The 11,701-nt window shown below is 57.8% G+C and carries 13 protein-coding genes and 1 tRNA gene; 7 read left to right on the top strand and 7 right to left on the bottom strand.

Annotated elements, in window-relative coordinates; translation table 11 throughout:
• Positions 1 to 263: 263 nt before the first annotated feature.
• Positions 264 to 572, bottom strand: a complete 309-nt coding sequence (locus L248_RS11690) for a hypothetical protein (RefSeq protein WP_022530444.1) — start codon at positions 570 to 572, stop codon at positions 264 to 266.
• 93 nt (positions 573 to 665) lie between these two features.
• Entirely contained in the window at positions 666 to 1,346 is a 681-nt protein-coding gene (locus L248_RS11685; RefSeq protein WP_040536605.1) for a YoaK family protein, read from the bottom strand.
• Positions 1,347 to 1,478: 132 nt separating this feature from the next.
• Between L248_RS11685 and brnQ the strand changes: the two genes are divergently transcribed.
• Entirely contained in the window at positions 1,479 to 2,831 is a 1,353-nt protein-coding gene (gene brnQ, locus L248_RS11680) for a branched-chain amino acid transport system II carrier protein (RefSeq protein ID WP_022530442.1), read from the top strand.
• Between the two features lie 68 nt (positions 2,832 to 2,899).
• On the top strand, positions 2,900 to 3,241 hold the full coding sequence (locus tag L248_RS11675) for a hypothetical protein (protein WP_022530441.1): 342 nt from the start codon (positions 2,900 to 2,902) through the stop codon (positions 3,239 to 3,241).
• Positions 3,242 to 3,542: 301 nt separating this feature from the next.
• On the opposite strand, the gene L248_RS11670 is transcribed toward L248_RS11675, so the two are convergent.
• Positions 3,543 to 6,056, bottom strand: a complete 2,514-nt coding sequence (locus L248_RS11670) for an excinuclease ABC subunit UvrA (RefSeq protein WP_022530440.1) — start codon at positions 6,054 to 6,056, stop codon at positions 3,543 to 3,545.
• The gene (locus L248_RS11665; protein ID WP_022530439.1) at positions 6,053 to 6,748 is read right to left on the bottom strand and encodes a metal-dependent transcriptional regulator; all 696 of its coding nucleotides are present in this window, start codon (positions 6,746 to 6,748) and stop codon (positions 6,053 to 6,055) included. Before L248_RS11665 ends, L248_RS11670 begins: the two co-directional genes overlap by 4 nt.
• 133 nt (positions 6,749 to 6,881) lie before the next feature.
• Between L248_RS11665 and L248_RS11660 the strand changes: the two genes are divergently transcribed.
• The 5 genes from L248_RS11660 (at position 6,882) to L248_RS11640 (ending at position 9,962) form a co-directional block, all read left to right on the top strand.
• Positions 6,882 to 7,151: a hypothetical protein gene (locus L248_RS11660; protein WP_155828656.1), complete on the top strand. Its 270-nt coding sequence runs from the start codon at positions 6,882 to 6,884 to the stop codon at positions 7,149 to 7,151.
• 174 nt (positions 7,152 to 7,325) lie between these two features.
• Positions 7,326 to 8,435, top strand: a complete 1,110-nt coding sequence (locus L248_RS11655; RefSeq protein WP_022530437.1) for a hypothetical protein — start codon at positions 7,326 to 7,328, stop codon at positions 8,433 to 8,435.
• A 4-nt stretch (positions 8,436 to 8,439) separates the two neighbouring features.
• Positions 8,440 to 9,027 carry a histidine phosphatase family protein gene (locus L248_RS11650; RefSeq protein WP_022530436.1) on the top strand — a complete coding sequence of 196 codons (588 nt, stop codon included), beginning with the start codon at positions 8,440 to 8,442 and terminating at the stop codon, positions 9,025 to 9,027.
• 182 nt (positions 9,028 to 9,209) lie between these two features.
• The gene (locus tag L248_RS11645; RefSeq protein WP_052000047.1) at positions 9,210 to 9,830 is read left to right on the top strand and encodes a histidine phosphatase family protein; all 621 of its coding nucleotides are present in this window, start codon (positions 9,210 to 9,212) and stop codon (positions 9,828 to 9,830) included.
• 59 nt (positions 9,831 to 9,889) lie between these two features.
• A tRNA-Thr gene (locus L248_RS11640) sits at positions 9,890 to 9,962 on the top strand.
• A gap of 213 nt (positions 9,963 to 10,175) precedes the next feature.
• On the opposite strand, the gene L248_RS16450 is transcribed toward L248_RS11640, so the two are convergent.
• The 3 genes from L248_RS16450 to L248_RS11630 form a co-directional block, all read right to left on the bottom strand.
• Positions 10,176 to 10,676, bottom strand: a complete 501-nt coding sequence (locus tag L248_RS16450; RefSeq protein ID WP_022530434.1) for a hypothetical protein — start codon at positions 10,674 to 10,676, stop codon at positions 10,176 to 10,178.
• 53 nt (positions 10,677 to 10,729) lie between these two features.
• A complete protein-coding gene (locus L248_RS16445) occupies positions 10,730 to 11,032 on the bottom strand; it encodes a KilA-N domain-containing protein (RefSeq protein WP_281169990.1) in 303 nt (100 codons plus the stop codon).
• 249 nt (positions 11,033 to 11,281) lie between these two features.
• The gene (locus tag L248_RS11630; RefSeq protein ID WP_022530433.1) at positions 11,282 to 11,620 is read right to left on the bottom strand and encodes a hypothetical protein; all 339 of its coding nucleotides are present in this window, start codon (positions 11,618 to 11,620) and stop codon (positions 11,282 to 11,284) included.
• Between the last annotated feature and the right edge of the window lie 81 nt (positions 11,621 to 11,701).

Here is an 11,701-nt window from a genome sequence, read left to right as displayed (position 1 = left end):
CCATTAACAACAATTTCACCACTGACGGCCCCCTGGCTCCGGGCCCAAATCGCCTACTTCCCATCCGACCGTGAGGTTTTTCGTACCAGCGCACAATCACCGGGCGTGCAGCCTGAACTCTATCCTCCCAGACTACCGCCGTAACAACCGCGGAAGGGGCTGCCAGGGTTTCGTATCGAGCGGAACTGTTCCAGCCCCCCGCCCGCGCGGAGCCCGGAGTCACCCGGGCCAAGACCAGGCAGTAACCAGTTTCTCAATCGATGTTAACCCAGCAGCCAGCTTTGGTTGATTAGGCGGTCGATGATGGCGATGAGCAGAAGCAGGACGAGGGGGAGCCAGAAATTGACGATGTCCCGCTGGGTCCACGGTTTCTTGGCTTTCTCATGGTCGAATATCATCATGCCCGCCAGGCTGATCTGGGCGACCCCCAGGAGTAAGAACCACCAGTCGGCTGGAATGCGAGTGACCGGTGCAGAATGCCACAGCCGACTGATCAAAAAAGCGGTAAAGGTAAGAATAATGCACCACGTGTCAGATGAAAAAGCCTTTCTGATGTTCTGCCAACGGGTCATGACCGCTCATCTCCTCTGAGGACTGGTCATCTACCTACCGTCCTCGTTGGCTTTATTATACGGCCGGCCGTCCTTGACAGCTGCCCAGATTGCTCACCGCTGCTCTCTGAGCAGGAGTACCAGAATAATGACCAGCAAGGCAGCGCCGCCGATGATGGCATGCTGGCCGAGCACGGGGACGAGGCTGGCGGAGAGGAAGGCGCCCAGGCCGAAGCCCAGGGCCACGGCGAGGCGGTCCCGGCTGCGCTGTCCGGCGTGCTGGCCGGTGCCCATGGCGGCGTTGGCCAGATGGGCGGCGCTGGCTTGAATGTTGCCGGTGGTCATGGTGGTGGTGTAAGGCTGGCCCTTCATTTTCCGGAAGATACTTAACTGGATGGCGGCGGTGAAGGACATCATGGCGATGACGACGGTGTCGGGCAGATGGGCACCAAACAATGCCACGGCGAGGAGAATAATGATTTCGGTAATGACCCCGACTAAGTGGGTGCGCCGCTGACCGGGCCGGTGGACGTAGCGGGCGATGATCGTAATCAGGAAGGCACCGAGATAGAAGGCGGCCAGCGGCAGCAGGTAGTGACCGCTGCTCGCCCACTGGCCGCGGGCCAGGTGAATCCCCAGCAGGATCACGTTCCCCGATTGCAGACTGGAGAAGACGTTGCCGTGCAGTAAGTAAGAAAAGGCGTCCATGTAGCCGCCGACGCCGGCCAGGATCATGGCCGCGGGCAGTTGTTCATGAAGCGGGAAAACAGTAGGATGGTTCGGTTCTTGAGCCACGGAAAGACAGACTTCCTTTCTCAAAATGAATGAATAATGGCTATTATGCCACGAATGGGCGGAAAAGTTGGCAAAGAGGGTCTCAGCCACGTAGAATAAGCTATCGGCTATCATGATACGGAGGTTAAACGAATGGAACAAGCACATACGCGAATTCGGGGACGGGACCTGGTCTTCGTTGGCATCATGCTGTTCGGCATGTTCTTCGGCGCCGGCAACCTGATTTTCCCTACTTTCATGGGTCAGCAGGCCGGCAGCCACGTGGGCGGGGCCGTTATCGGCTTCCTGCTCACCGGCGTGGGGCTGCCGCTGCTGGGGGTTGTGGCCATGGGGATTACCCGGACGGCCGGGGTCTTTAGCCTGGCCAGCAATGTTAATCGGCCTTTTGCCTATATGTTTACCGTGGCCTTGTACTGGGTCATCGGACCGCTCTTGTCCACCCCGCGGCTGGCCACGGTGTCCTTCGAAGTGGGCGTGCGCCGCTTCGTCGCGCCCCAGCAGCAGACGTTGTTTCTGGCTATTTTTTCGGTCCTATTTTTTGCGGCGGTATGGTTTTTTGCCAGAAAGCCGTCGCGCATTATGGAATACGTCGGCAAGATCCTGACGCCCACGTTCCTGGTCCTGCTGGGCGTGCTGATGCTCACGGCCTTGCTGCGGCCGCTGGGCGGCCTGAACCACGCCGCCATCGGCACCTACATCAGTCACCCCCTGAACACCGGCTTCGTCGAAGGCTATAACACCATGGATGCCCTGGCGTCCTTGGCGTTCGGCATCGTCGTCATCGATACCCTGCGCGGCTTGGGGGTCAAGGAACCCAAGCAGATCGCCGCTAACACGATTCGTGCCGGTGTTATCAGCATGGTCCTCATGGGCGTCATTTACGCCGGGCTGGCGATCATCGGCACTCAATCCCGGGGCGCTTTTCCTATCGCCCAGAACGGCGGTACGATCCTGGCTGAGCTGGCTGAACACTATTTCGGCGGCATGGGCAGCTGGCTGCTGGCGATCATCATCACCTTGGCCTGCTTGAAGACCGGCGTGGGGCTGGTGACGGCTTTCGGGGAGACGATGCATAAGCTGTTTCCCCGCTTTTCTTACACCGTCTGGGCCGCTCTGGCCGCTGGTCTGCCGGCCCTCTTCGCCAATGTCGGCCTGGACGGTATCATCGCCATCTCCATGCCGGTCCTGAACTTGCTCTACCCGCTGGCCATGATCCTCATCCTCACCGCCCTGGCCAGCGTCTTCCTCCCCGCCCAGCGCTGGACTTACACCTGGGCGATGATGTTCGGCCTCATCCCGGCCATCTTGAACATGCTCACTGGCTTGCCGCCAACGCTCCAGCACTGGACCGTCATCCCCGTCCTCTTGCATTGGGGAGAAATGCTGCCGCTGTACCAAGCTGGTTTCGGCTGGGTATTGCCCGCTGTTCTGGGTTTCCTCGTCGGCGCCTGGGTCGATCACCGACACGCACGCCGGGTCGCTTGAATTCCCTGAGGCGCCGCACTACACTGAAGTTAGGATAGTTTCGGAAAAATATAAGGAGGACCTAACCGATGAGTGAAAACGGCGAGCAGCAGGCAGTTAGCGACAAGGTACTGAGTGCCTTCGTGGATTTCTATCTGGCGGAAGGAAAGAACGAAGAACTGGACCTGATCAGTCAGTGGGACACCCACTATGTGGTGGCCGGTATCAACGAAGTCCTGCAGCTGAACAGCTACTTCAACCATGACGATAAGAAAGCAGTCTTGATCAACCGCAAGAAGGCGGAGCTGGAGGAATTGATCAACACTTTGATCGATGACCACGACGCGCCGAATTCCAGCGACGAGGCCCAATGGACCGACTGGTACCAAAAGCACCTTGACGACCTCTATTCCGCCGGCCGGGCGGACTAAGCCGTTTCTTGAACAACAAAGCGTCCCGTCACTCTGTTCAAACTGAGTGACGGGACGCTTTTTGTAATGTGAGGGAGAGAAATTGTTACGGTGTGGCTCGGGTGACTACGGACTGCGTAGATTGGGGGCGGCGACGCGCAACTAGTGCGAAGCCGGTCCTGCGGAGCTATATGTTGTGACACCAAGATTTTACAGTCGAGCAAGATGTAGGCGATTTGGGCCCGGAGGCTGGCGGGCGTGCCCATGGCGTTCCACGCCCAGCCAGCCGGAGGGCCCAAATCGCCGGGCCACTGGAAATAATTCACCCCCGCAAGTGGGCCGCCAAGTACCGTCCGGTAATACTTTCCGGTGCAGCGGCGACTTCCGCCGGTGTCCCCGCGGCAACGATGCGGCCGCCGGCGGTGCCACCCCGGGGACCGAGGTCCACCAGGTAGTCCGCGTTGGCTAGCATGTCCAGGTCGTGCTCGATGTAGATGATCGTCGCGCCCTGGTTGCGCAGGGACTCGAAGACTTGCAGCAGCGTACGGACGTCCAGCGGATGCAGGCCTACGCTGGGCTCATCGAAGACGAACAGGCTGCTCTTTTGATTTCTCCCCATCTCCGTCACCAGCTTCAGCCGCTGCGCCTCGCCGCCGGAGATCTGAGGCGTGCTCTCACCCAGGACCAGGTAGCCCAGGCCCATATCGGCCAGGTGCTGAAGAATACTGCTGATCGCCGGCACGTCTTGGAAGAGCGGCAGCGCTTGGCGTACGGACAGATTCAGCACGTCGGCGATACTCATACCGTGCCACTGCACCGCCAGCGTCTCCGGATTGTACCGCTGGCCGTGGCACACCGGGCAGGTCTCAACCATATCCGGCAGGTATTGAATATCCAGCGATATGGTCCCGGTACCGCCGCAGTTGGGGCAGACGCCCCCTTCGGTGTTGTAAGAAAAGTGACCGGCATCCCAGCCGTGGGCTTGAGCGTCCGGCGTATCCGCGAAGAGCTGGCGAATGTGGTCGAAGATCCCGGAATAGGTGGCCACCGTGGAGCGGGCGTTCTTGCCCACCGGCACGGAGTTGACGCTGACCACCCGGCGAATGCCCTTGGCCGTCAGGGCGCTGACCTGGCGGGGCAGGGGTTCTTTTTTATGCTGGGCCTTGAGGGCGGGAATCAGGCTGTCGAGGATCAGCGATGTCTTGCCCGCCCCGGAGAAGCCCGAGATGCCGATTAGCCGGCGCTTGGGCAGGGCGACACTGACGTCGTGCAGGTTGTTGTAGTCGCTGACGGTCAGCTGAATCGTGCCGTGGGCGTATTGTTTAGCCGGGTCGGCCTGCTGGCGGACGATGACCGGGGCTTGGCCGGTGAGAAATGGGGCGATTCGCGACTGCGGATCAGCGGCGACTTGGGCCAGGGTGCCGTGGGCGATGACGGTGCCGCCGTCTTGGCCGGCCCCCGGGCCCATTTCCACCATAAAGTCGGCCGCGTTGAGCAGATTCGTGTCGTGATCCACGACCACGACTGTGTTGCCCAGGGCGATCAATTTCTTAATGATTCCCACCAGGCCGTCGACGTTGGCTGGGTGCAGGCCGACACTGGGTTCGTCCAGGACGTAGAGGACACCGTTCGTCTCGCTGCGCAGGGTGCGGCCCAGCTGGAGCCGCTGCAATTCGCCGGTGGAGAGGGTGTTACCGGCCCGGTCCAGGGTCAAGTAGTCCAGACCCAGGTCCAGGAGCGGCTGGAGTGCACCGGTCAGTTCCCGGCTGAGATTTCTGACCAAGTCCCGCATGGTGGTGTCGTAGGTCTCGGCCAAGCGGTCGTTCCAGTCCGCCAGAGCGCCGAGGGTGAGGGCGCTGACCTGGGCAATGTTCTGACCGTTGATCAGTGAGGTGAAGAGCTTCGGGTTGAAGCGGCTGCCGTGGCAAGTGGGGCAGACCGTCATCTCGTAGAAACGGTCGAGGCGGGCCAGCGTACGCTCGTTGGTCGCCTTGGCGGCGGTGTCTTCCACCGCGAGGTAGGCGTTCTCGTAGAGGGCATTGTTCATGTGGAAGACCCGGCCGTTGGCGCTGGGCAGGTCCACCGGGTAGCCCTTCTTGGCGCCGTGGAGGACGGTATGCTGCTCCTTCTTGGTCAGCTGGTTGAAGGGGACGTCAGTACGGACACCGATGGCCCGGGCCACGTCGGGCATGAAGTTGCGGCCCGGCAGCCGCCAGGAGGCGACAGCCCCCTCGTCGATGGTCTTTGTCGGGTCGGGAATCAAGCGCTCCGGGACCAGCTGGCGGAGCAAGCCCGTGCCGCCGCAGGTGGGGCAGGCACCAGCTGAATTGAAAGCAAAATCTTCGGCCGACGGGAACCGGAACGTGACACCGCAAATGGGGCAGGTGATCTCACCCATGTGCTCGCCCTGAACGGCGGCTGCCTGGGCCACCTTGATGCTGGGCGGCAGCTGGTGGCCGTTGGGACAGCGGTGGGAGGCCAAACGGGAGAACATCAGCCGCAAGACGTTCAGGCTCTCGCTCATTGTGCCCACGGTGGACCGGACGTTGGGCACGTTCGGCCGCTGACGCAGGGCAATGGCCGCTGGAATATGGTGGACCGCGGTGACGTCGGCCCGGCCCACCTGGCTGATCCGCCGGCGGGTGTAAGTCGACAGGGCATCCAGGTAGCGGCGGGAGCCCTCAGCGTAGAGAATGCCCATCGCCAAAGAGGACTTGCCCGAACCGGACAAGCCAGAGATGGCTGTGAATTTGTTCAACGGAATATCCACGTTGATGTTGCGCAGGTTATGCACCCGCCCGCCAAGAACGGCAATATGATCTGGCAGTTCGCTCATCCGTTAGCCCCTTTCTCTGCACCGTCCGTCTCCGGGTGGTGATAGTGGACGTCAGTCATGAACATGAAGCCCGCCGCAGCTTCCGAGATCGATACGGTCACCCGGTCGCCAGTCTGGACGATGAACGGGCCGCCGAAAGGCTCTTTCTTCATCACCGTTAAGCGGTCGCCCAACCGTAATTGCAGGTCTTCGAAGTAGGTGAGAAATTCGTGGTTGTCGATGACCCGCTGGAGGGTGGCACTGTCGTCGGGCACGAGGGTCGCCAGGGTGATGTCGGAGTCGTCTTCAATATCCGAGTTGCCGGGGATGATCCCGCCGTGGGGGCAGCGCTTGGGCCGGCCCAGGAATTCGTTCAACCGGTCGGCTAATTTGTCGTCCGTGGCGTGTTCCAAAATGTCCGCAGCTTGGTGCACATCGGCCATGGCGTAGTGGAGCCGATCCGCCAGGAAGACTTCCCAGATGCGGTGCTTGCGGACCAGTTCCCGGGCCCGCACTAACCCCGCGTCTGTGAGCGAGATTTCGTTATAGGGGGTATGGAAAACCAGCCCCTCTTTGGTCAACGCCGTCAGCATCTCCGTGACGGAGGGGGCGCTGACGTTGAGAATATCCGCGATATTCTTGTTGGAGATCTTCTGGTGGTCGTGCTGCAGCTCGAAGATCGTCTTCAAATAGTTCTCTTTGTTCGGTGACATGTTGATCCCTTCCGCGTGTATTAGGTGACCCGAAAAAACATCTTTAGGAACCATTATAAGCGATATGGCAAGGGGAAGAAAGATGACCGCTCGTGAGCATGCGGCGTGAGCAGCCCCGAGTGTAAGCGCTATAATGGAATTAGGGCAGGAATGGGATAACGCAGTACCGTTTGTTGGCAGCAACCGTCTCAGTTGGGAAAGGACTGTGGTGGTCATGACGCTGTTGGTCTGGTATTGGTTGTTGGGGTATTGTGCCGTCGTGGCAATCGTAGCGTTCGTCCGCGCGGTCTTTGGCCGGCGCGGCCCCCGCTTTCGCAGCCTCTGGGAGAACTTCCTCGCCAGCTTTCTGCGGGGTGTTTTGTTCTTGACGGCGTTGGCGGTCATTATGTTTGGCCATTTGTAACCGCAAGACCGGGTCGGCACTGGGGATTCCCCCGGTGCGGCCCCTTTTTTGGTCCTTGGCCAGAACACTGGCCAGCGCCGCCAGCCAGCCACGGCTTTCTGCCCCTTCCCGCCGCCTCGTTCTTGCGCTACGATTGACTTGCTTAATGCAGCAGTGAGAAAGGGGACCGATCCCGTGGCCAGAATTGAAACCGCCGAGCACTACACGACCGTTGAAGCCTTCCGGGCGATCATCCGCACCCGTATCATGCGCTTGACCCGGACAGAGTTCCTCAACGATCCCAACGACACCCAAGTGTGGAGTCAGTTCATGCAAAAATTCGTCGACGCCAACCAGCAGCACATTGCCCAGACAGTCAATGAGATTGCCGGGGACGACGGGCCGCAGCTCCTTCAATTGTATTGGCACGCCCCCATTGAAGGCTTCATGACCTTCATGCAGCAGCGCATCAAGCTGTATGTGCTGGCCCTGTCCACCGACGAGGACGCGATTCCCATGTGGAACTACTACGGGTACGGCGGCATGGAGATGTCCCTGGACTTGAACGGCTTCATGCAGGATCTGCAAGGGCAGCTGCGGCCGGGCAGCCACGAATACATTGGCGCTTCCCGGGTGATCTACGTGGACCGCCACGCTAACATTGCGAAGGCCCGCATCGCCAGCGAATTCGAGGATTTCTTACTGGCCGACACCAACAACCTGGACTTGTTCACCGCCGACCGCCAAGCGCTGGCGGCCCGGCACCAGCCCACCGATGTGTTCGAGCGGACCGACCTGGGGCAGTACATCGACGACTTCATTGAATCGTACATCTGGTCGCTGCGCTACCTGGCCAAGACCCGCCAGCTCATCAGTATCACCACGACCCCGGTGGAGATTTATACCCGCCTGTTCGAGAATGACACCCAGGCCGTGGGCGAATACGCCTGGAAGAAAGACCTGCTCCTGCTCTTCGTGATGCTGACGGCGGCGATGAAGTCGGCGTCCTACCGGTACGAGAAAGAGTACCGGGTGTTTTACTTCGATGCCAGCCTCTCTGAGACCCCGCAGAAGCAGGAAAAGTTCGACATCCAGGCCCTCTCCGGGCAGAAATATCTGCGGCCCTACGTGGAACTGGCGGTGCCGCACCTTTCTGACTACCTTACTGGGGTCACCTTGTCGCCGCAGACCCAGAACCTGCCGGTGGATGCACCGGTGTATCTGGACGTGATCCAGTCGCTCCTGCGGCAATACGGGTTCCAGCACGTGACCGTCGGCAGTTCCCAACAACAGATTAGGTGGTGACCATATGGATATTTACTTAATGCGCCACGGGGAGACCCGGGCCAACCGCGACAACATCATTCAAGGCGACAGCAACGCGCCCTGGGCACAGCTCACCGCCGCAGGCCGAGCCCAAGCCGCCAGTGCCCGAGAGCGGTTGGCGGCACTGGCACCGACCCAAATATTCTGCAGCCCGCTGGACCGGACTCAGGAAACGCTGCAGCTGGCCGTGGGCAATGTCCCCGTGACCTTCGATACCCGTATGCGGGAGATCAACTATGGCTGCTTCCAAGGCCGCACCCAGACGTGGGTGAAGATGCTCTATCCGGAGTGGTGGCACGAGGCCGCGGGCAACGTCCGCGCGGGTTATGAATCCTTCGCCGGCGGCGAGTCTTTCACCGCCGTGACCCAGCGGGCGATGGCCTTTCTCCGCAGTATTCCCGAACAGCCCGGCCCAGTCTTGGTCGTGACCCACGGCTACGTCATCCGCAGCGCTGTCGCCGGTATTCTCGGCGTACCCGAGACCGGCACACTGCGCGAACCCCCCAACGTGTCGCTGACTAAGATCAGCCGTGATTGCGATAATTTTGCAGTATGGTACTATGGCCGGTAGCAGAACCAGAGGGCGGAGGCGGGCGCTTAGACCACCTGATTTAAGTGGTCCTAAGGCGAAAAGCCCCGCTCTTGGGCTTTTTGCCTTAGGGTCCTTAAATCATGGTGGTCTGCCCGCCGGAGCCCGTTTATGCTGGCAACAGCGCCCGCACAACATTTGACTTAATTATTGGAGGTTACATAATGACAGAAATCACGCTCGTGCGCCACGGCGAGACAAATTACAACGCAAAGGGCCTGATCCAGGGGGCCAGCTCGGACATGCCGCTGAACGACACCGGCCAGGAACAGGCGGCTGCTTTACGCGGGCATTTGGACATGCACCGTTACGACCGGATCGTCAGCAGCGACTTGCTGCGGGCTTTTTCTACTGCCCGCATCCTGAACAAGGACGCCGACTTGCCCATCGAACAGGATGAACGGCTGCGAGAACTGGATCCCGGTGATTGGGACGGCCATGAAGTGGCCCCACTGAAGAAAGAATTTCCTGGCGCTTTCGACGACCTGGGATTCCTCACACCCGATTACGCTGCCGTGGCGAATGGGGAGAGCTTCTCCGCCGTCCGCGAGCGCATGGTGGCCGTGACCAAGGACTATGTGGAGAAATACCCGGAGGGCCATTTGCTCTTCGTCAGTCACGGTTTCGCCATCCGGGCGCTGGTCGCTGAACTGCTGCACTTGGCCGATGTTTACCAAGTCGCTCAGATGCAGAACACCGGCGTTGCCCGTCTGACGATTAAACCAGACGAGCTGATGACGCGCCTAGTCTTCTACAACCGCGGCTTCAACGAGGATATTTTTTAGCCTGGAACGGTTGCACTGACTGCGAGAATTTAGTATACTATTTCTCGCAGTTGTTTTTTGCCGTTTTAGCTCAGCAGGTAGAGCGCATCCATGGTAAGGATGAGGTCACCGGTTCAAATCCGGTAAACGGCTTATCTATTCTCTTTCCCGGTTTTAGCTTAAAGAAGCAAGCCATACACACACATTAATAATGCGCTGTATGGCTTTTTTCGTATTGTTTGAAGATGAGCATGCCATTGATACCTGCATAACACGAGGCACGGCGGCACACACATAGGTACGGTTTAATTTTTTTGAAGTATACAGCAGTAAAATGTAGTGGAAGTATAATCTGTACAGGCTCAGTTATTGTTGCTTTTCAATTTTATGCTGTTCGCTGATGTTCTCTGTAAGAACGTGCAGCTGCTCACCGGCCATTCTGTTGAGCTTAAGTGTCCGCTGAGTATTTGATTCCCCGTCCTTTATCAATTCGGCATTCATGCTTTCTAAATTTGAAAGGACAGTGAGTTGTTCCAGTGACGCATTATCTCGGATATTTCCCTTCGCTTTGGGATGAAGCTGGCGCCATTCACCAGCTGTTAAGCCAAATAGCGCAACGTTTAACCTGTCGGCTTCACTAGCATAGGTATATGCGGCCTGAGCCTTCGTTAACTCTTGGGGAATGAGTTTTTCTCTGATTGCATCGGTGTGAATCTTGTAATTGGTCTTTGACAGTAACCGACGTACATTCCATTCCAGGTTTTCTGGTGAATTTTCTTGTTGTTTAAGTTGCTGATAGTCTTTGATAAGGTACAGTCTGAATTCAGGTGAAACCCACGCAGCAAATTCAAACGCAATGTCGGTCACGGCATAAGTCCCGCCATATCTTCCCGGTCTAGAAGCAATGCCAATTGCCGCAGTTACTTTGGCCCACTTTTGTGGAGTTTTTGTGGAGTTAGTGTAAACGCATTCGAACCGGCCTCAATAAGCAGGTTGGTATATGCCTCGTTATTGAATGCTTCATTGTGCAACTGCTCCCACAAACCCAAGTATTCGATTGTACTGTGGCTACGCATCCAGTTTCGAATAACCTCACCTGGTTCGTCAGAATTTTTGTACTTTGCAATGTCCGTCAAGCTGATCAAGTCCGTCTGCTGAGACCCCGTGTTGATCAGACGGATGTTTGTTCCATCGGTGCTTATTGTTTCCACCCGAGTTTTCATTTTCTGTTCCTCCATTCAGATTCTAAACCTGTCGAAATCGACAGGTTTAGAAATGTTGAGCTGTGGATAAGCCTGTGGATAAATCTCAACGTTTGTCGTAAAAGTACCGCCCGTTTTCTATTGCAGAGTGTTCCATATCCTGATGGCTCGTGCACCAACAATGAATGGAAAGTGTACATAAAATAGAGCTTCTTATGGGATACACTGTAACGCCTGCCGTCTAACGGGTACCCATGCACGAGGAAAGCATTATTCCTCATCATCCGCGTCCTCATCATCCCCAAACTCCGTATCCGCAATCGACTCCTCCAAATTATCCAGGATCTCATTCTGCTCAATGGTATTCGCCCACGTTTGCGCACTATCGCTGGCCTTCACGTTGGCGGCCATCATAATCTTGTCGTGCACGTCGTTGATGAAGTCATCGTACATGCGGTCAGCTTGGTGCTGGATGATGGCTTTGTTCCAGCGCTTGGCCGGCGCCCGGTGGTCGTTGACTTCGTTCAAGTGAGCGATGACCTTTTCCATCCAGACGGTCTTCACGTTACTGTTTTGTTCGATGTAGTCGGCTAATTCGTCGGTATCCATATTCGATTCCTGCTTTCTAAAATATCCTCAAATGTATACACACCCGGTCCATGGTGTTCCTTTAGATTTAGACCGGTTAAG

Source organism: Schleiferilactobacillus shenzhenensis LY-73, from assembly GCF_000469325.1.
GTDB lineage: Bacteria > Bacillota > Bacilli > Lactobacillales > Lactobacillaceae > Schleiferilactobacillus > Schleiferilactobacillus shenzhenensis.
This window is presented reverse-complemented; position numbering and strand designations above follow the sequence as displayed.